The sequence below is a fragment of the Cyanobacteria bacterium FACHB-DQ100 genome (assembly GCA_014695195.1).
Classification (GTDB): domain Bacteria; phylum Cyanobacteriota; class Cyanobacteriia; order Leptolyngbyales; family Leptolyngbyaceae; genus Leptolyngbya.
Genome location: JACJNW010000028.1, coordinates 919,490 through 939,654, shown reverse-complemented (window position 1 = coordinate 939,654; position 20,165 = coordinate 919,490). Strand labels below are relative to the sequence as shown.

Genomic DNA, 20,165 nt, shown 5'->3' with positions numbered 1-20,165 from the left:
TTTTCTTTACCAAGGGAAGCGAATCCGCACTGGAAGCTTCACCGGAATTTTTTCTTGGACTTGATCGATGACGCGATCGACCGCCCGATCAATCACTCCTTGTACTAACGCATTTGCTGCGGCTTGAGCAAATCCAGGCTGATTCGTCAGTCCCACATCAAAAATGCAGCCTTCTAGCAAATTCGCTTCGACTCCCGCATTGCGGCAAACGGCTTCTGCCGATCGCAGTTGAGCAGGCATCAATGAGCCTAATGTCAGATAGCGGCGGGGAAAACGCCGATCGCTAAACGTTTCCGTCGATTGTCCCGCTTCATAATCGAACAGCGACTCGCTTTGCTGAATCCGCCAACTATCACCAAACTCACGATGAAGCTGATCGAGAAACGCCGTTTCGATACTTGACAAAGGAATAGGCGTGGGTAACAGATTACTCAGCGCACTGGTGAATTGTCCATAGCTCGATTTTGTTGGAATGACTTTGCCCGAACGGGTTCGCAAGTCGTTTGCTGCATTGCCGTCTAAGTTTCCTAGTAATCCAGTGTACCGATTCGATCGATTTGGAACATTGAGCGTGACATTGAGAAACGTCATTTTTGCAACTTCAATCAGTCGAATTGTGGCTTGTTCTCCGCTATTCCACTGCACTACATATTCCCGATCGCCGCGTTTCTGCATTGAGCCATCGGCAAAAGAGCGGCGATCGCTGGTGCTCACGTCTCCATTGACGCGCACGATCGGGGCTGAGTCTTTAGCGGTGTAGAATCCAATGCGATCGTTGCCGACCTTCAAGGCAACCGCACGGTTCAGCGTCAATTCTTGCCCCGGCACTTGAGCTTGCCGCGTTTGAACGACAAACTTCTGATCCTGAGATTGGCTCAGCAGAAATTCGCCGATCGTTTGGAAGCTGTAGCGGAACCCATCAAAGGTGATCAAATGCGGATCACCATAGCTTGCTCCGGTTTTTGTGTTGCCGCTATTCGGCGAGTTGGATCCCGTGTTGCCTGAGCTTCCGCCGCTATTTCCGCTGCCGCTATTGGGCTTCTTCTCTTTACAAGAATTGTCTTCAGCCGTCACATCAACCTTGGTCGATCGTGTAGTACCCGTCACCGCTAGCAGAACTTGATTTGACGGAGCCGATTCTACACCGGAGGGAGAATTTCCATTTTCACAGCGACAGGTTTCTCCCACACAGTAGCGCTTATTAAATACCTGGCTAAATTTCAGAATGTCGCTACTACCACCCGTCCAGCGCAAGGCTCCATATCCTTTGATATCGAACTGAATGATCTTTCCGCTAGGAACGTTAATCTCGTACAGGGCTTGAGTTCCGCGTGTGATTTCGCGGGACAGTGGCGAACTGGAAGAAACGGTGGTCGCCTTACTTGATCGTTTATCCGCAGTAATTCCCGGCCCTATGGTATTCCAATCCGCTCCCGCCTCAGATTTCCGAGCGAGTCCAGATGCCCAGGTTGTCAGAAAAGAATCTCCAGCAGATTTGACGAACTGATTGAACAAGCCATCCGAATCGTTTGAGGCGGTTTTCATAATCGAGTCGAGCCGCTTCCAAACATCAACTCCGCTATTTTTCAAGTGGGCATAAAAGCCGATCGCATCGTAGCCGCGATCAAAAAGTGATTTTTCGCCGCTTAAGTAGTCCTTCCACATCGGACTGCTCATCTTGGTTCCGCCTGCGTATTCTTCACCTGCCCACATTGCCGATCCTTCGATGAACCATTCCGGTAACTGGTTCACGCCAAGCAGCTCGTTTTGAAAACAGTGATAGATTTCGTGAGCCAGCAGGGATTTATCTTGTGCATCGTTAGCATAAGAGGACAGCCAAACGATCCAGCAGGTATCCATCGTCTCGCCTTCGTCTTGTTCCCGCCATTTGCCGCCTTCTTTGGTTGCAGCGATCGTCACTGCTCCATGTCCCGCCGCATCCTTAATACTTTGGGCAAAGATAGAAGGGGCAGACTTCTTATCTGTAATCAGAATCGGGCGCGTCGGTTTACGTCCGATCAATTTGCCCATGTCCGCCGCGATTTTGGTCACTGTTGCCGCAGGAGGCGCGATCGACAAGGCGGGCTGCGCCTGACTCAGGATAATGAGCAATACACTACTCAGCAACAGTCCCAAAAACGTAATCCATTTTCGTTGCATAGTTTTTCTCTATCGTTTGAAATTGAGTCGCTCATGTCAGCACTTCAAATTCACTACGACAGAGAAAGACCTGCCATCCGGAGAAATACTATTTTGAATTCATAATCTTCACATCCAGTCGTCGTCATCCCAAGCATCAGCAGTTGGGGATTTCGGCGATCGTTTCGGCTCGACAGGCGTTTTGAGTTCCTGCGATTTTGGCTTAGCGGGTTCATCTTCCCAATCGTCCCAAGGTGCAGGCTCAGAAGCCGGAGCAGCATAAGGCTCTGTTTCATCAAGCGCAATATCTTCGACAAATTCGTAGGCTTGTTCGGTGAACGATCGCGCCTTTTCCTTTAATCGGCGAGCTTTTTCGCGAGCGAGTTCGGCAAGCGATCGCACTTCTTGCGTCACCTGACCCTTCTCCTCACTAAACAAATCCTTAACTTTCGAGAATTTTTCCTGCACTCCACCCCGATACACCGCAAACGATTCAACCGATTCCTTGGGAACCATCACCCGCCGACTGCCGTATCTCAAAATATAGTTCGGTGGCAGAAGGTAAACGCTTCCCACAATGCCTCCCCAACCATCGGAAACATATAAGTAATGCTCAATTTCACCCGTTTCTAAATTAAACAGATAATCGACAACCTTACCCACTTGATCGCCTGCATCCGTCCACACTTCGCAATTGACAAGCGATTCAAGCTGTTTCACCTTCTCGACATCTGTTTCGACAGGCGGCGAATTCACCAAAACGCCATCGCTCCCGATCGCTTCTAGCTGATCCAAGTTAAACGCCGTTTTTTTCTTGCCAAGCCAGCCCGATTTGCAGATAAATCCCAACACCCGATTCACTTTCGGGTACATCCACAGTACCTCTACCTGTCCTACTTCCTGCATCGAAGCGCGATCAAGGACAGTCTGATTCAGTAGCTCACTCTGCCGGACGATTTCTGCCATAGGTATCTCAAATGTTCACCTTACTTTCAGTGTATCTTGCACCCGCAGAAAATGTGACTTGACACGATCGCTTTACATTTTGCATACTAGATAACTGGCTTACAATTCATGCTCGGATCAGGTATTTGTCAACGGCGATTCGTAGAGATCGCGACCTGTACGGCGACTACTCAGGAAAAACTCATGGCTTACGCAATTATCGAGATCGCAGGGCAGCAAATTCGGGTCGAACCGAGTCGCTTTTATGATGTGAATCGCCTTGTGGGAGACGTAGACTCGCAGATCGACATCGATCGCGTTTTGCTGGTCAACAACGAAGGGGACATCAGCGTGGGCGCGCCCGTTGTAGAAGGCGCGATCGTTCAGGCAACGGTGATGCGTCACCTGCGCGGACGCAAGGTAATCGTCTACAAGATGCAACCGAAAAAGAAAACCCGCAAAAAACGTGGTCATCGTCAAGAATTGACCCGGATTATGATTGATTCAATCAGCTTGGGCGGCAGCGCGATCGCGACCAAAGAACAAGCGAACGGTTAATCTAGAGATTCGAGAACACCATTTCAGAGGGAATTATGGCTCATAAGAAGGGAACAGGTAGTACCCGCAACGGACGCGATTCTAATGCTCAGCGTTTGGGTGTAAAGCGGTTCGGCGGTCAAGTCGTGAAGGCAGGAAATATCTTGGTGCGTCAACGCGGCACGAAGTTTCATCCTGGAAATAACGTCGGACGGGGCAGCGATGACACGCTGTTTGCGCTGATCGAAGGTGAAGTGAAGTTCGAGCGCATGGGTAAAGATCGTCAGAAGGTCAGCGTTTATTCAGTTGCAGAAGTTTCGGCTTAAGTCGAACTCGAAGGATTAAGAGCCGTCCAACTTTGGACGGCTTTTTTAGTCGCTAAACGGCAGCAGTGACGCTGGGGGTAGCAACGATCGCAAGATCGACTCGTTCTTCTTCAGGTTGAGCCACTTCGACTCGAACTCCTGGACCAAAAAATGTGGTCATTTTTTCGACTTTTTTCTGCCAGGTTTCAAGCGAGATAAACGGGGAGTCGAATTCTAACACCATGGCATAAGCGCCGTCTCGATTTTCCTCGCGCAGACCAATGAGGGTGGGGCGATCGTCATCGCTTGGGCTGAGTCCCAAGAACTTGAGCGCACTATCAAGATGGGCTTCTTGTCCGTAGCGAAAGCGCGTTACATCGTCGAAGACTTGTTTTTGGGTAGCGGTTGCTTGAGTCGCTTTCAGGGCTTCTACTTCGGGGGTTGTGGGCACACTGAGCGGCACAGGGCGCAATTCAGTGATTTTAAGTGCAACACCACCTAAGAGTAGAGGAATTCCATAGAAGAACCCGATCATGTTGAGGGCGGCATAGTTTAGCGCATACGCGGCAAATCCGACGATCGTAATAATGGTTCCTCCACCCAGACATAACGCACCGAGAGGAATTCGACGAAGAAACATAAGACTGACTCGCTGCAATATTTATTAACACTATTATCGCAGAATTCCAGTTAACGGAGTTTTACGAAATCGGCGCGATCGACCTCAAGATCTTTTACGCTGGAACGGTATTCCAAAAATGATTTGAGTATGGCTCGTGCAGTAATTAAGTTTTCGTCGGAAGATTGCGGAATTTGTCACAAGATGTCGTTCTACGACCAAAAAGTGGTTGAGGAGTTGGGCTTGCAGTTTGTAGATGTGAAAATGCAAGATACCGCAACTTATCGGAAGTACCGCAAGATTTTGCTGGCTCAGTACCCCGATAAAGCTGAGATGGGGTGGCCCACCTACATTATTTGTGATTCACCGGAGGAAGAGTTCAAAATTCTGGGTGAAGTGAAAGGCGGACACCCCAAGGGTGAGTTTCGCAGTCGGTTGCAAGCAGTGTTAGCAGAATCGAACTAAGTAGAGACACGATCGCAGACGGTAGATTTCAAACTCTAATTTGTGCTACCGTCTGACACTCAAAAATTGGCTCTCGCATTTCGTCGTAACATCTCAATTTTAATTCGCCGCAAAGCTGACCCGGTAAAGCGTCGATCGTACTCCTCTTCCGAAATCTCAGCTAGTTCTTGCAGGGTGGGTGCAACGTTCCACGATCGCGGCTGAAAATCTTGGACATCGGTTTCTTGGGCAAATCGCTGATTCCAGGGGCAAACATCCTGACAAATATCACATCCTGCCACCCAACCCTTGAGATTAATCTCTGGGAGCGTTTCGGCACGATTCTCGATCGTATGGTACGCAATACACCGATTTGCATCGATTACAAATGGTTCTGTGATTGCATCCGTTGGACAAGCATCAATGCAGCGGGTACAGGTTCCACAATGCTGCGTGTAAGGTTGATCGATCGCTAACTCTAAATCGATGACAATGCCACCGAGAAACACCCAAGAACCATATTCGCGAGTGATCACATTGCCGTTTTTCGCGATCCAACCGAGTCCTGCTTGTTGCGCCCAAAACTTATCTTGTACTGGAGCTGTATCTGCAAAATAACGTGCCTGTGTACCGTCACGCTCTAGCCAGGTCGAAAATGCCTTCAATTTCTTATGCAAAATCCGATGGTAATCACGTCCCCAACCATAACGGGAAATTTTTGCATATTCTTTTCCCTCCGGTCGCTGCTGCGGAGTGTAATAGTTCAGCGCCACAGCAATGATCGATCGCGCTCCTGGCACCAATTCCCGAATATTTTGACGCTTCGGATTTTCCATCCATGCCATGTCTGCTTGAAAGCCACGATCAAGCCATTTCTGCAATGCTTGAACTGCACTGATTTGAGCCGAATTGTCCACCGAGGCAATGCCGACTTTGTGAAACCCAAGCTCGATCGCTTTTTGCTTAATTTCTTCCGTTCGTGACATCAAAATTCCATCCGCAGAAGCAGGACTTCTATTCTAATAATCCAGTAGCTTGGTCGGAGCGAGTGAGATCAACCCATGCAAACGCAATCGATCGAAATTGAAGGCATTTCACACCCAATAATTTTGCGATATTTTGAGACGCTAAATGCTGGAGAATTTGAGGCGACCAGTCAGTTGTTTGCGATCGAAGGTGCAATGCAACCTCCGTTTGAGCAACCGATCATTGGGCGAGAAGCGATCACGGCTTACCTGCAAAAAGAAGCCCCTGGATTAACTGCTCTGCCGCAAGCTGGAACGTCTCATACCACCGACCAAAATGCGATCGAATTTCAAATTACGGGAAGAGTTCAGATGCCTATGTTCGGCGTAAATGTCACTTGGTACTTTACGCTCGACTCAAATGATCAATTGATGTTCACGCGGATTAAACTGAACGCTTCGCCCCAAGAACTAATGAAATTGCGTCAATAAAATAAACTGATACGGTTTTACCGTCCTAACCCGCGCGGTGTAATCTGGATTTCCACTCGTCCCCCTTGCTGTCCGCCGTTCACCGCGACCTGTTGAGTATCTAGCTTTCCAGAGGCTTGCGGGCCTGCAATACTAAAGGGCGGATTGCTCTGCTGATAGTTCACATTGCCGTTTGCTTCAAACTGCTGTGTCGCCAAGAACCACTTCACACGATCGGCGCTCAATCGCGATTGATTCCTTTCCCCAACGCCCCGCACGTTGCCACTGAGGTTTGCAATTTGCTGATCCAGCAGCATTTCGCCCTGATCTGCGGTCAGCGTCACCTGTTGAGCAGAGTTCACGATCGTCACGGGTTCGCTCGCAGACAGCGTTTTTTGATCAACATTCCAACTCAGGGCATTGCTGCTGACTTGCGTATTTGAGCTTTGTAGGGCAATCCGCGCATTCTGACGAAGATTGACAATTTTAGACTTCAGATCGACCTCAGTTTGGTCAGCACCGCCACGATCGCTCACCTGCTTGTTTTCATAGCGATCGACTTGAATCGGTCGATCGCTGCTTAATTTCTGCGCTTGGATCAGCCAGGTTAATCGCTCTCCTCGCAGTTGTAGCGTTGGGTCTTTCGCCTGTGCGACAATTTGCCCGGTTACGTCTACTCGTCGAGCGCGAGTCAGGAACCGACCTTCTTTAGCTGCCAGTTGAATCTGCTTATGGTCTGCGTTGAATCCGTTGCGAATAATTAATACATCTTCGGTCGGTCGCCATTCCATCTCATTACCTTTGAGAACCGATCCATCGCGAATATCAACGGCAGTAATTTGCCCTTTGAGAATAATTGATTTTCCGTCTTGCTGAATCTCGCTGCGTTGCGCTTCGAGCTTAAAGATGGGCTTACCATCCTGGAATAGCTCCCCTTTTGGCTCTTGCACCGTTGCGTTCTTCTGATCTTTGGCGTAGACCGCCTGCTTCGCCTTCACGCGCCACCAAAGCTGCCCTTTGTCGTTGGCTTGCTCTAGCGTCACATTATTAAACGTCAGGTTGCTATCAAACTTCTGTGCGCCTTGTGTGTCTGTTGCCAACTTTTCAGCCGTGCGATTGCGATCGCCACAACCACTTGCGCCGATGAGCAGCGCAATGAGAGCTAGATTCAAGAAGATTGAACGACGCAAAATAAAATTCCTCAAACCAAAAGAACCAGGGAGCTACCGGGACAAACGACGAAATTTATCCCGATATTGCTCCCGACTTCTTTACTTTAAGGCGAATGCTCATCATCGTGTTCATCCATTAAACCGATACTGGTTAACGGACGATACGTATAACTCCGGGGCGTTTTCTGGATGTCTTCTTTGATGTTGTCCAGATCGATATAGCGATCGGCAACATTAATCAAGCTATCGCTGGTCATCGATCGTAAACTCACGACCTCAACCCGTACCCCACGGTAGCTGACTGCATTCACCGCATACGCGAGATCTCCGTCACCGCTAACCAAAACCGCCGTGTCGTAAGACCCCACCAGCGACATCATATCGACCGCAATTTCAACATCGAGATTCGCTTTTTTCGAGCCATCAGGCAGTTGCACCAAGTCTTTAGAAATCACGCGATATCCGTTGCGCCGCATCCACAGAAGAAATCCCTGCTGTTTTTCGTTGGTGCGATCGACCCCGGTATAGAAGAACGATCGCAGCAATCTTGAACCAGAAGTGAGCCGTACCAGGAGCTTTGTGTAATCGATTTCGATGCCGAGTTGTAACGCAGCATAAAACAGGTTTGAGCCATCAATAAAAATGGCAACCCGTCCGCGATTTTCGAGCACTTGCTCTGGCGAAAATACTGTCTCTGCTTCGTGATTAATATGGTTCAACACAGTTGCTATCCTCAGATTTTTTATGAAAAGTTTTGAACGAAAATAAAGAGCGAACATTCATCACGCACTTAGGGTGAACTTTCGACCGGAAGTTCGAGTTTTTGAAAAACAGGTTGAGGTTTTTGAAGTGCTTGTTTAGCACGAAGTATTCCCCATTTTGACTGATCGGGGAAAGCAATTGACATATCAATTAAGTTAGCGTCATTAAAGTCAACATTAAAACCTAATTGTTGATAAACCAACGTGCTAGTGCGAGGAATAATCGGTGCTAAAAGATACGCCGCCAAGCGCACCGACTCCAAGACTGCATAGAGAACTTCTTCTGCCTCTTGCTTTTTCCCTGATTTGTAAAGCGACCAGGGAGCCTGTTCGTTGATATATTTGTTACCCAATCGAATCAGCGTTAAAACTTCTTCACAAGCGACATTAAACGCTAGAGAGTCATAAGCTTTTGCCACCCGTTCTCCTAGCCCTTCAGCGATCGCCCTCAACGGATGATCGACTGAAATTTCGACCTCCGGAACCACTCCACCACTATTTTTGTGAATCAAGCCCAAACTACGATTCAGCAAGTTACCAAATCCATCGGCAAGATCGGCGTTGCACATATCGACGAAGCGCCCTTCTTCAAACACGCCATCCCGCCCGAATTCGATGCCTTTGAGGAAATAGTATCGAAACGCATCGACTCCATATCGTTCAACTAAGGCGACTGGATCGATCGCGTTGCCACTACTTTTACCCATCTTCACGCCATCACGCACAAGGAACCCATGTCCAAATACCATCTTTGGCAAGGGCAATCCGGCTGACATTAACATTGCGGGAAAATAAACGGCGTGAAACCTGAGAATATCTTTTCCAATAATGTGAAGATCAAACGGATACCACTTAGAACTTGCATTCTCTAACGTCGGTTCTTGATCCGGTTCGAGCAATGCTGTGATATATCCAAGGAGCGCATCAAACCAAACATAAATCGTATGTTTTGGATCGACGGGAACCGGAAATCCCCAGTCGAAATTGACTCGCGAAACTGAAAAATCTCTTAACCCTTGACCGACAAAACTCAGCACTTCATTCCGGCGAATTTCGGGCTGGATAAATTCTGGATGTTCTGCGTAGAGTCTTTCCAGTTTTTCTTGATAGTGAGACAGGCGGAAGAAGTAGTTTTCCTCGTCGCGCCATTCTACTTCCTTATTGGTGTGAATTGAGCAGCGACGGTCTTCTAATAACTCACGCTCCTCTTTAAATTCCTCGCAGGAAACGCAATACCAACCTTGCTGCTGACTGAGATAAATATCACCGTTTTCCCATACTCGTTGGAAGAACTCCTTGACGATCGCATGATGCCGCTCATCGGTGGTGCGAATAAAGCGATCGTAGTGGATATCAAGCTTTGTCCACAGCCGCTTAAAGCCTTCCACGATCAAGTCACAGTGTTCTTGCGGCTTGCGCCCCAAACTTTCGGCAGTCCGCTGAATTTTTTGTCCATGCTCATCGCTTCCGGTGACAAATCGAACCGGTTTCCCCTGCAATCGTTGAAATCGGGCGATCGCATCTGCCGCGATCGTCGGATAGGCGCTGCCAATGTGGGGCAAATCATTGACATAATAAAGCGGTGTTGTGAGAGCAAAAGTAGGCTTTTCTGGAGGTAAAGTCATAAAGAGTGTGAAAATAACCCCTTCTAATTAACTAAATCAATCCGGGTAGGGGCTTAACTGGATTTTGAGAACGATCGCTCTTAAAGTGAAGCACGTCTCTAATTCTAACCAGCAACGCTGTGTCAGAAGCGTCATTAAACCTTAAATCTTACCGTCTGTTGCTATTAAGAGGTCTCAAGCTCCCGATTCTACCAATTTGTGAGATGGCCTCAGTAACTTCCCCGAAATCTAGACCTCTAGAAAATTGCTTGAATTTTTGTATGTGAACGGTCAGCGCTAGTGCTTCAGTTCAGTGAGGCTACGACCCTAAACGACAAGCCGCGATGAAGTAGACGCACTAACAACAAGCTACTCCGTAAATTTAGGGAGCTCTTCTCGACAACAATCCTTAATCTAGTCGAAATTACGGATTTTCTTTGTCAAATTTAATGCCTAGTTCATAAAGAAAACTAGTAGGATACTGCTCAAAATTTCAGTACATTTTCGCAAAGCTTCTCCACTGCGGAGAACGAATAATGTGAGATATAAAGTTAGTCTGCAAGACAACGGTATGACATTAATTAAGAGCTTTCTTTCAGCCATGGCGGTTTCTGCGATCGCAGCGCTTAGCCATGCAGGTTCCGCTCAAGCCATTACGTTCAACATCACTTCTGGTGTAGCTGGTCCGAACGGTGTCACCAATCACGGTGCTTACTCCGACTTCTGGAACAAAAAAGGCACCACCACGATTGACTTCAATTCCGGTTCTGTACCCACTACAGGATTTGCACAATACAGTTTCCAAAATAACAGCGGTACGAGCAGCGTTCGTCAGGATGTCTGGGCACCCGCAGGTCCAAATGGAGAAGTCAACCAGGGCAGCTACCTAGCTGTATTTCAGGGCGATAGCGTGACGATCAAGTTAGAGAAAACCTTGAACTACTTCGGGATGAACTGGGGCGCAATTAGCCCTGGAAACGTCTTTTCGTTCTTCATGGGCGATCAGTTGATCAAGTCTTTCTCGACCGAAGACGTGAACCCTGTGGCTCCTGTGAAAGCAGAACAGCATGGCGGTGAAGGCAACGGCTACCTCCACTTCTACTCAGAGGGCAAAAATGACCTCTTTAACCGCATTGTGATTACGCAAACCGGTGGTGGTGGCTTTGAGTCGGATAACCACTCTTTCCACATTGCCGATGATGGCGATGTGCGGAAAGTGCCTGAGCCGGCAGCAGTGCTGGGCTTGATGGCTGCGGGCGGTGCTTTATTGCTGAAGCGCCGGACTCAAGCACAACTCGAAGAGTAACGTTCTCGCGGAAGGCGACACGGATCTAATTCAAAATTCCCGTTAGTTGCACCTCTTGATTTAGGGGTGCTTTTTCCTGTCTAAAGTCAGAGACGACCTACAATAAGGATAATTTTTCACTCTAGTTATGTGATTTGCGTCTAAAGACAATGGTTAGTTCCGGTCAATCTATTCATAAATAGAAAGAGATTCAGTCTGCAATAGAGCGAGTGTCATAAGTTTCATGCCAGCTTTGAGTCCCCTTCAGATTTCCCAGATGATCCTGATGAGCATGGGTACACGAACCTATTCGTATCACTGCGATCGTGTTCCCAGAAACAGCCCGGTTATCGTTGTGAGCAATCACCGCAGCGTCATGGATGCGATGTTGTTGATGAGCGCCATCGATCGTCCGATTCGATTTGCCTGCCATCACTATATGGGGCAAGTTCCCGTTATGCGAGAAGTGGTGACACAGCTAGGATGTTTTCCTTTAGATAGCGATAAGCATCGTCAGAGCAGCTTTTTCCACCAGGCGATCGCGCTGCTGAAGTCGCAGCAAGCCGTAGGGGTTTTTCCAGAAGGCACTCTGCCGATGGTGCAGCCTCCCGAACCGAATCAGATGGGCGAATTTCAGCGGGGGTTTGCTCATTTGGCGCTTAGAGCACCCATTTCTGAGTTAGCGGTTTTGCCTGTAGCAATTTCACCGCAGCGAGAAACGATCAATTCTGCGATCCCGCTCAAAGTCTTAAGCTTCTTTGATCCCTCGGAGCCACTGTTTGACCAAGAGGGGTGGCATCCGCTAGTTTTATATCAGAATGTAAATATACTTATCGGACACCCAATCTGGATCACGTCGGTTCAGCGCACAGATTATCAAGGTAAATATGCCAGAAAAGCTGTGATTGAACTCGTTGATCGTGCCCAGACTGAAATTAGAACACTGTTACACCAAGGTCACTTTTAAATCTGAAGCTTTTTCCCATGATTCAAAGTTCTCCTTGCTTTCTCACGCCGAAAGCGCTTCGACCCCAGTTTCCGCTGTTTGTTTTTCTGCCAGGGATGGATGGGACAGGGCAATTGTTAAGAGCGCAAACGGCAGGATTAGAGGTGGCGTTTGATGTGCGTTGCTTGGCGATCCCGCCTGATGACCTGACGAATTGGGAGGACTTGGCGCAGCGGGTCGTGGATTTAGTCAGAACGGAGGTGAGAGGGGAGCCAGACCGGGAGATTTATCTGTGCGGTGAGTCGTTTGGCGGCTGCTTGGCGATGGAGGTTGCAGCTTTGGCACCGGGTTTGTTCGATCGCTTAATTCTCGTCAATCCCGCTTCGTCGTTTAATCGCAGACCTTGGATTGGGTGGGGCGCTCAACTTAGTCGTCATTTGCCGCAGTTTTTGTATCATTGGTCTTCGGTTTCGTTTCTGCCACTTCTGGCGGCGTTTGAGAAAATTGCACCGCTGGATCGACAAGCTTTAATCGAAGCGGTGCGTTCGGTTCCGCAAGCGACCTCGACTTGGCGCATGGATTTGCTACGGCAGTTTGAAGTGCCGATCGAGCAGTTGCGTTCGCTGACGATTCCCACGCTGATTTTGTCAAGCGGAAAGGATCGGTTGCTGCCTTCGCTAGTTGAGGGTTATCGGCTCAAAGCGGCGTTTCAGGATGCGGAAGTGGTTGTGTTACCGGAGAGCGGTCATACCTGTCTATTAGAGGTAGATGTGAATCTGTATGAGATTCTTAAGCAGCATGAGTTTTTGAAAGTCAAAGTATAGAGCGCGATCTCCCCCTTTGTGAGCGCGCTCTATATTTTATGAACCTTCGGCGCGTAGTTTCTCTAATACACCGCGATCTTCAAGGGTTGAAGTATCTCCAGAAATCTCGGTTCCTGCGGCTAAATCACGAAGTAAACGACGCATGATTTTACCCGATCTCGTTTTCGGTAGCGCATCGGCAAAGCGGATTTCACCAGGGCGGGCGATCGCGCCGATTTCCCTTACAACGTGCTTTTTCAGCTCTTTGGCAAGGTCTTCGCTCGGTTGGTGCGTTCCTTCGAGCGTCACAAAGGCGACAATATCTTGACCTTTGATTTCGTCTGGCTTTCCAACGACTGCGGCTTCTGCAACTGCGGGATGCGAGACTAACGCTGATTCAACTTCCATCGTGCCTAAACGGTGTCCAGCAACGTTGATCACGTCATCGACGCGACCCATGACCCAAAAGTAACCATCTTCATCCCGTCGTGCCCCGTCTCCGGCAAAGTAGATGTAGTTGCCGTCTTTAGGTGGAATGTGTTCCCAATAGGTTTTGCGGAAGCGATCAGGATCTTTGTACACGGTTCGCATCATTCCGGGCCAGGGATGCCGCACGGCTAAGTAACCGCCCTCGTTGGCAGGTACAGAATTGCCGTCGAGATCAACCACATCCGCCAAAATTCCGGGGAATGGTAGCGTTGCTGATCCGGGCTTTGTCGAAATTGCACCCGGAAGCGGCGTAATCATGATGCCGCCTGTTTCGGTTTGCCACCAGGTATCGACGATCGGGCAACGCTCCTTACCAATGACGCTGTGATACCACATCCAAGCTTCAGGGTTGATCGGTTCGCCCACGGTTCCAAGCAATCGCAGTGAAGATAGATCTCGCGATTTTGGATGCTCATCGCCCATCTTGATAAAGGCGCGAATCGCAGTCGGAGCGGTATAGAACACCGACACTTTATGCTTTTGGATGACATCCCAGAAGCAACCCGGATTTGAGCCACGAGGCGCACCTTCGTACATCACGGTCGTTGCACCATTTGAGAGCGGCCCGTAAACGACATAACTATGCCCTGTGATCCAGCCGACATCAGCCGTACACCAGTAGACATCGTTTTCTTGCAGGTCAAAAATCCACTGAGCGGTCATGTGAGCATAGAGATTGTAGCCGCCTGTGGTGTGGACGACTCCTTTGGGTTTTCCGGTGCTGCCTGATGTGTAGAGAATGAACAGCATATCTTCGCTGTCCATTGGTTCAGCAGGGCAATCGGTGGAAGCGTCTTTTTCGAGGTCGTGCCACCAGAGATCGCGATCGCCCTCCATCGAGATGTCCTGACCCGTTCGCTTCACCACTACAACTTTTTCTACCGCAGTAGTTCCTTCTGCTAAAGCCTTATCAACTTGCGGTTTCAGAGGCACGATCGCATCTTTTCGCCATCCGCCATCTGCGGTGACAACAACTTTTACTTCTGCGTCAATGAGACGATCGCGCAATGCCTCTGCGCTAAATCCACCAAACACAACCGAGTGAGGCGCACCAATTCGGGCACAGGCTAACATTGCGATCGCCGCTTCAGGAATCATTGGCATATAAATGCCAACACCGTCACCTTTCTTGACTCCCAAGCTTTTGAGAACGTTTGCGAACTTACAAACTTCCTGATGCAGTTCGGCATAGGTGAGCGTTTTTGAATCTCCGGGTTCACCTTCCCAAACGATCGCGGGTTTGTTGCGGCGATCGGTTTCTAAATGTCGATCGAGACAGTTATAAGAAAGATTGATCTTGCCGTTGACAAACCATTTCGCAAACGGGGGATTGCTCCAATCGAGAACCGTATCCCATTTTTGAAACCAATGAAGTTCTTGTTCTGCCAATTCTGACCAGAACTGGAGCGGATCGGCTTTGGCGCGATCGTACAGCACTTGATATTCTTCTAAATTCTTGATCCGCGCACGTTGCGAAAATTCCGCAGAAGGGGGAAAGAGGCGGTCTTCATGCAGGATTGATTCGATCGTCGGTTGTGACATCAGTTGATTTCTAAAGTATCTAAAACAAACAGTCGGAGAGTCTCCTATCCCAACGATACTGGCTTCTTGGGTGCGATCAGCAGAATTCAAGATTGCATTTCGTTAAGAAGAGTGATCGCGAAATTTGCGATCACTTTCTCGCCTTACAGAGTTGGGTCAAAAACAATCTGATGGCTTGTTTCTGGTAGCACTCTTCATCCGCTCAGGTCACGATCGTGAACTTCCCGCTTGCCAAGTCATAGCGCCCACCCACAATTCTGAGCTTACCTTCCTTGATCAAGCCACTCAAAATCGTCGAACTCTCTGCCAGCTTCTGCGCTTGATACTGGATATTCGCAATCACTGCATTTTGCTCTAAATCCCCTGTTTTCGCTCTCACACGAGCCACAGCGGGCTTAATCTCTTCCACAAAAACGCCGATTCGACCCGGCAACGGATCTCCTTTTGCGGCTGCAGTCACTGCACCACAACGGCTATGACCAACCACCACAATCAGTTGCGATCCCAATGCAGCGGTCGAAAATTCTAGACTTCCGATCGCGGTTTGACTTGCCACATTTCCTGCAACTCGCACCACAAATAAGTCACCTAAGCCTTGATCAAACACGATTTCGGCAGGCACTCTAGAATCTGCACAACCCAGAATCGACGCGAAGGGATATTGGGCAACAGCAGTTTCTTGAAGGCGTAAACGAGATTGGTGCGGGTTTTGGCGCTTACCCTCCACAAATCGCTGATTGCCTTCGAGTAGAAGCTTTAATGCTGCATCAGGGCTAATGGGTTTAGGTTTAATCTGAGGTTTGGTTGAATTTTGTGCTAGCGCTTCTTCTGGCTGCCAGATTAAATTGCTTCCTGCTGCTGCTGCGATGCCGAGTCCTCCCATTCCTGCAAGGAACGATCGCCGTCCAATAAAACCATGTGTTCGAGTCATCAAATTAATCTCCAGCAATGTTAATCGATGCGATCGCATTTCATTCAGTCGCATCGATACAGGTGATAAGGGAAATATATCAGAGCGACTGCCTCATCCATTCAAATGCAGTGATTGATGATCCCCACAGTCAAACAAAGGAAATTATCGATATTAAGAAAGCTGTACATGGCTTGAAATTTATCGATCGACTCCGATTTCAAAAACAGATTTCGATCCCTACGATCATTGAATGAGCGATCGCAATTCACTTAATCTTCGCGGTATCGTATGAAAACTTATTGAGTGAGAGGCAATCTCATGACTTCTTTTTCCAACCAACTCAATTACGACCCAAACACGATTTATTGAGACGAAACTTTTAACTCATGTTGAAACGGAACGAGCGCGACAAGCAGCAGAACGAGCGCGGTACGTGGCGATTTCTCGTTTAGCAGAAATGGGATTGAGTGTTGAACAGATCGCGCTCAATTTGTCGATCGATCAAGTTAGACAACACCTCTAAAATGCCTAAACTTTCTGGCTTCTTCGTTGAGCATTGATTGCTGTTTTTCGCCGGAGTAACTCATTCATTTGTTTACCCAGTGTAGTACCTTGCTCAATTTCACGATTTGCACAGGTTCCGATTTGCAGAATCAATCGAATTGCTTCAACTCTTCGACAAAAAGAGCGCCCAGTTATGATGTCTGCGATCGCATGAAAAAAGCCCAGGGATTCCCCCTGAGCTTTCGATCAAATTAGTTTGCGATCTAAACCTGACCGCCAGCCGCCTGAAGACGGGCACGAGCGCGTTTCAGCGCTTGAGTTGCCTGCAATTGTTCTTGTCTAGAACCGCTTTGATCCGCTTGAGCAAACTTCGCTTCTGCTTCGGTGTAGGCAGTACGAGCCGCATCGAGATCGATCGATTCACCGCGCTCTGCCGCATTCACCAGAATCGTGACTTCGTTCTTTTCAATTTCTGCAAAGCCGCCCATCACCGCGATCGGCACCCAGTTCTTGTCAGCCCGGACGCGCAGAACGCCGGTTTCCAGTGCCGTCAACAAAGGAGCGTGGCCCGTCAAAATACCGAGTTGTCCTGTGGTGCTAGGAAGAATCACTTCCTCAGCCGAAGAATCCCAGACTGTTTTATCTGGCGCAATCACACGAACCGTTAAAGCCATAGTAATTAGGATGAATAATGAACGATGAGCGGGTGCAGAATCCTCCGCACCCTTTAGAGTTACTTGGCTTCAGCCTTCATTTTTTCAGCTTTCGCGATCGCTTCATCGATGTCACCGACCAAGTAGAACGCTTGCTCTGGCAGATCATCGAGTTCGCCGGCAAGGATTCTTTTGAAGCCTGCGATCGTCTTTTCCAACGACACATACTTACCCGGCGATCCGGTGAAGACTTCAGCCACGAAGAACGGCTGCGACAAGAAGCGCTCAATCTTACGGGCACGCGACACGGTTAAGCGATCGTCTTCCGACAATTCATCCAAACCGAGAATCGCAATGATGTCTTGCAGTTCTTTGTAGCGTTGCAGCGTGGATTGAACTGCACGAGCCGTATCGTAGTGGTCATCGCCGACGATCGACGGCTGCAGCATTGTGGAAGTTGAATCCAACGGATCAACTGCCGGATAAATTCCTTTTGAAGCCAAACCACGAGAAAGTACAGTGGTTCCATCCAAGTGAGCAAAGGTCGTTGCCGGAGCAGGGTCGGTCAAGTCATCTGCAGGCACGTAAACCGCTTGAATCGAAGTAATCGAACCTTCAGTCGTCGAGGTAATCCGCTCTTGCAAGTCACCTACGTCTGTACCCAAAGTCGGCTGATATCCCACCGCAGAAGGCATCCGACCAAGCAGCGCTGATACTTCAGAACCCGCTTGCACAAACCGGAAGATGTTATCCACGAACAGCAATACGTCTTGCTTGTTCACATCGCGGAAGTATTCTGCCATCGTCAGACCTGAGAGACCAACCCGCATCCGCGCTCCCGGTGGTTCGTTCATCTGACCATACACTAGGGCAATCTTGGACTCGTTGAGGTTGTCCTTTTTGATTACGCCCGATTCGATCATTTCGTTATAGAGGTCGTTTCCTTCGCGAGTGCGCTCACCCACACCTGCGAACACCGACACGCCACCGTGATTGGTTGCAATGTTGTTGATCAATTCCATCATGATCACGGTTTTGCCTACACCTGCACCGCCGAACAAACCAATTTTTCCACCGCGACGGTAGGGAGTCAGCAGGTCGATCACCTTAATTCCGGTTTCAAACACGGAAGGCTTGGTTTCGAGTTCGGTCAGTTTCGGAGCGGGACGGTGAATTGGGGAAGTTTCGGTGTTGTTGACCGGACCTTGGTTATCTACGGGTTCACCCAAAACGTTGAAGATGCGTCCCAAGGTTGCGGTTCCCACAGGAACGCTGATTGGTGCGCCTGTATCGGCAACTTCCATGCCGCGCACCAAGCCATCGGTGGAACTCATCGCCACTGCTCGGACTTGGTTATCGCCTAAGAGTTGTTGCACTTCGCAGGTCACGGCAACGTCTTGACCGGATTCGGTTTGACCAGAAATCTTCAAGGCGTTGTAAATTCGGGGCATTTTGCCATTGGGGAATCGCACGTCCAGCACTGGGCCGATGATTTGCGTGATGTAACCGATGTTTGTTTTCTCTGCGGTGGTGACCATTATCGGTGCCCTAAAACTTATGGTTCAACGATTGTGTATGCACGAATTGCGCTTATTCGCCACGAATTAGCTTATCACTGAAGGGTTACAGATGATTAAGCAATTTTTCCTATTGGTGAAGGGTGTGTTTTCTATGACCCGCGATCGAACAACCCGTCGATCGTGACTAACTTTAGACAGTTGTTTGACAACTCAGCAGGCGATTAAAACTAAACAATTGCAGTGAAGAGCAGGAGTTTTAACGATGCCGAAACAGCAAGAGTCTTCAGAAAATAGCGATCTGACTCTTTCAAACGCAGAGCAAGATGAGAGCAAAGTGCTTCAAATTGATGGGAATCGCCCAATCGACAGCAGCGATCTTGAGGTACGGTCTTTTTTGCAGATCGATGGCAATCGTCCGGTTGTTGCCGATGAGATGGAAGTGCGCGGAACAATCGAAGTCGATGGCAGTCGTCCGATCGCTGCGGATACCTTAGAAGCGAACAAATCGCTGGGAATTGATGGCAATCGTCCGATTACTCCGAGCAATTTGGAGGTGAAGGAAGTGCTGCATGAAGATGGCAATCGACCGATCGCTGCGAGTCAAGCTGAAGTTCGGAAAACACTTCCGGTTGATGGCAATCGCCCAATTACTTCGGAGACTCCTGAAAAGCTAGACATGATTCAAGATTTCATTGATTAGGTTTGACGGAGCTGTTCAGCGATCGTGAGTGCTCGTATTTGATGAGTGAAGAGGGCGATCGTTAACTCGTTGGCTCCTCCATCGTAACGTACAAGCCGCTTTTAGCTTGCGCTCAACGTTCTAATTTTCGCTGGAGATAAGCAGTTCTGGTCTATCTAGCTTGGACGATATGAGGGCACAATTCAGCTTAGAGTTCACCAAAAAGCTGAGTCATCACTGTCACTTCACCACCTAATTCATTTCGACCATCGATATGACGATTAAGAAGCTCATCAGGAACCTGAATCAGGTCATTCTTTATCAAGAAATGAACAACTCGCTCACAGATTTTAAGTAAATGCTTGGGTTTTTCGCCCACAAGAATGTAAAAACTACCATTGTCAGAGCGGCTATAAGAACGAAGACAAAAGAATCCACCTTTGCGACTGATATCGATTCGCACTTCAAACTGGCTCGCTTTTAGCGCAGTGTAGTAATCCCGCTCTTTCGGTATTGCTGGTGCTTTACCTTTTTCATCAATCAGAATTCTTAAATTATGAGCAGTGCGATAATTGCGATCAAGGTCGCAAAAGACGACGATACCAAGCTTCTTCGCCATCAATTGACTGAGTTCGACGACTCGTTCTTCTTCAAAGATCTCAATCTCTTTAGATTGCAAACTACAGATCCATTGAAGAACGCGATTCAGAAAAATAGCTGCTTCACCCTGTCCCTGAATCTGATTAATGGAATTGGGCTGTTTTTTGTTCATCTCGTTTACTTGATTTGAATCTGAATCAGCTAACTTCTGAATAATCGACTGTGGAGCGTTTCATGCGTCATGCTGGCGATCGCAATCCCCCACCCAC

General features: G+C 48.6%; 20 protein-coding genes. 8 read left to right on the top strand and 12 right to left on the bottom strand.

Translation table 11 applies throughout. The annotated features are described in order from the left end of the window. Positions 1-6: 6 nt before the first annotated feature. Together H6F51_15600 and H6F51_15595 are read right to left on the bottom strand one after the other, a co-directional pair. Complete coding sequence (locus tag H6F51_15600) at positions 7-2,160, bottom strand: VWD domain-containing protein (protein ID MBD1823907.1); 2,154 nt, start codon at positions 2,158-2,160, stop codon at positions 7-9. Positions 2,161-2,268: 108 nt separating this feature from the next. After that, on the bottom strand, positions 2,269-3,105 hold the full coding sequence (locus H6F51_15595; protein ID MBD1823906.1) for a PRC-barrel domain-containing protein: 837 nt from the start codon (positions 3,103-3,105) through the stop codon (positions 2,269-2,271). 183 nt (positions 3,106-3,288) lie between these two features. Between H6F51_15595 and rplU the strand changes: the two genes are divergently transcribed. Next, positions 3,289-3,642: a 50S ribosomal protein L21 gene (rplU, locus tag H6F51_15590; protein MBD1823905.1), complete on the top strand. Its 354-nt coding sequence runs from the start codon at positions 3,289-3,291 to the stop codon at positions 3,640-3,642. A 35-nt stretch (positions 3,643-3,677) separates the two neighbouring features. After that, positions 3,678-3,947, top strand: coding sequence for a 50S ribosomal protein L27 (gene rpmA, locus H6F51_15585; GenBank protein MBD1823904.1), 270 nt, complete (start codon positions 3,678-3,680; stop codon positions 3,945-3,947). Positions 3,948-3,999: 52 nt separating this feature from the next. Here rpmA and H6F51_15580 read toward each other — a convergent pair whose 3' ends face one another. Continuing rightward, positions 4,000-4,566, bottom strand: a complete 567-nt coding sequence (locus H6F51_15580; GenBank protein MBD1823903.1) for a DUF2854 domain-containing protein — start codon at positions 4,564-4,566, stop codon at positions 4,000-4,002. A 129-nt stretch (positions 4,567-4,695) separates the two neighbouring features. On the opposite strand from H6F51_15580, the gene H6F51_15575 reads away from it, so the two are divergent. Further along, complete coding sequence (locus H6F51_15575; protein ID MBD1823902.1) at positions 4,696-5,010, top strand: thioredoxin family protein; 315 nt, start codon at positions 4,696-4,698, stop codon at positions 5,008-5,010. Positions 5,011-5,069: 59 nt separating this feature from the next. Here the strand turns inward: H6F51_15575 and queG are convergent, their stop codons facing one another. After that, complete coding sequence (gene queG / locus H6F51_15570) at positions 5,070-5,975, bottom strand: tRNA epoxyqueuosine(34) reductase QueG (GenBank protein MBD1823901.1); 906 nt, start codon at positions 5,973-5,975, stop codon at positions 5,070-5,072. Positions 5,976-6,050: 75 nt separating this feature from the next. Between queG and H6F51_15565 the strand changes: the two genes are divergently transcribed. Continuing rightward, positions 6,051-6,446 carry a nuclear transport factor 2 family protein gene (locus tag H6F51_15565; GenBank protein MBD1823900.1) on the top strand — a complete coding sequence of 132 codons (396 nt, stop codon included), beginning with the start codon at positions 6,051-6,053 and terminating at the stop codon, positions 6,444-6,446. A gap of 17 nt (positions 6,447-6,463) precedes the next feature. Here H6F51_15565 and lptC read toward each other — a convergent pair whose 3' ends face one another. From lptC to H6F51_15550, 3 genes are all read right to left on the bottom strand, one after another. Further along, positions 6,464-7,615, bottom strand: coding sequence for an LPS export ABC transporter periplasmic protein LptC (gene lptC / locus H6F51_15560; protein MBD1823899.1), 1,152 nt, complete (start codon positions 7,613-7,615; stop codon positions 6,464-6,466). Positions 7,616-7,701: 86 nt separating this feature from the next. Continuing rightward, positions 7,702-8,319, bottom strand: coding sequence for an NYN domain-containing protein (locus H6F51_15555; GenBank protein ID MBD1823898.1), 618 nt, complete (start codon positions 8,317-8,319; stop codon positions 7,702-7,704). 68 nt (positions 8,320-8,387) lie between these two features. Next, positions 8,388-9,983, bottom strand: coding sequence for a methionine--tRNA ligase (locus H6F51_15550; GenBank protein MBD1823897.1), 1,596 nt, complete (start codon positions 9,981-9,983; stop codon positions 8,388-8,390). Between the two features lie 550 nt (positions 9,984-10,533). Between H6F51_15550 and H6F51_15545 the strand changes: the two genes are divergently transcribed. The 3 genes from H6F51_15545 to H6F51_15535 all read left to right on the top strand — a co-directional run bounded on the left by H6F51_15545 (position 10,534) and on the right by H6F51_15535 (position 13,017). Then, a complete protein-coding gene (locus tag H6F51_15545) occupies positions 10,534-11,268 on the top strand; it encodes a PEP-CTERM sorting domain-containing protein (protein ID MBD1823896.1) in 735 nt (244 codons plus the stop codon). A gap of 223 nt (positions 11,269-11,491) precedes the next feature. Next, positions 11,492-12,214, top strand: a complete 723-nt coding sequence (locus tag H6F51_15540) for a 1-acyl-sn-glycerol-3-phosphate acyltransferase (protein MBD1823895.1) — start codon at positions 11,492-11,494, stop codon at positions 12,212-12,214. A 17-nt stretch (positions 12,215-12,231) separates the two neighbouring features. Continuing rightward, positions 12,232-13,017 carry an alpha/beta hydrolase gene (locus H6F51_15535; GenBank protein ID MBD1823894.1) on the top strand — a complete coding sequence of 262 codons (786 nt, stop codon included), beginning with the start codon at positions 12,232-12,234 and terminating at the stop codon, positions 13,015-13,017. 36 nt (positions 13,018-13,053) lie between these two features. Here the strand turns inward: H6F51_15535 and acs are convergent, their stop codons facing one another. The 4 genes from acs to atpD form a co-directional block, all read right to left on the bottom strand. Next, positions 13,054-15,027, bottom strand: coding sequence for an acetate--CoA ligase (gene acs / locus H6F51_15530; protein ID MBD1823893.1), 1,974 nt, complete (start codon positions 15,025-15,027; stop codon positions 13,054-13,056). Between the two features lie 202 nt (positions 15,028-15,229). Then, the gene (locus H6F51_15525) at positions 15,230-15,958 is read right to left on the bottom strand and encodes a carbonic anhydrase (GenBank protein MBD1823892.1); all 729 of its coding nucleotides are present in this window, start codon (positions 15,956-15,958) and stop codon (positions 15,230-15,232) included. A gap of 749 nt (positions 15,959-16,707) precedes the next feature. Next, positions 16,708-17,118 (bottom strand): F0F1 ATP synthase subunit epsilon, encoded by a 411-nt coding sequence (locus H6F51_15520; GenBank protein MBD1823891.1) that lies wholly within the window; start codon positions 17,116-17,118, stop codon positions 16,708-16,710. A gap of 59 nt (positions 17,119-17,177) precedes the next feature. Further along, positions 17,178-18,635: a F0F1 ATP synthase subunit beta gene (atpD, locus tag H6F51_15515; protein MBD1823890.1), complete on the bottom strand. Its 1,458-nt coding sequence runs from the start codon at positions 18,633-18,635 to the stop codon at positions 17,178-17,180. 280 nt (positions 18,636-18,915) lie between these two features. Between atpD and H6F51_15510 the strand changes: the two genes are divergently transcribed. After that, positions 18,916-19,317, top strand: coding sequence for a hypothetical protein (locus tag H6F51_15510; protein MBD1823889.1), 402 nt, complete (start codon positions 18,916-18,918; stop codon positions 19,315-19,317). A 187-nt stretch (positions 19,318-19,504) separates the two neighbouring features. Here H6F51_15510 and H6F51_15505 read toward each other — a convergent pair whose 3' ends face one another. After that, positions 19,505-20,068 carry a hypothetical protein gene (locus tag H6F51_15505; protein ID MBD1823888.1) on the bottom strand — a complete coding sequence of 188 codons (564 nt, stop codon included), beginning with the start codon at positions 20,066-20,068 and terminating at the stop codon, positions 19,505-19,507. Positions 20,069-20,165: the final 97 nt, after the last annotated feature.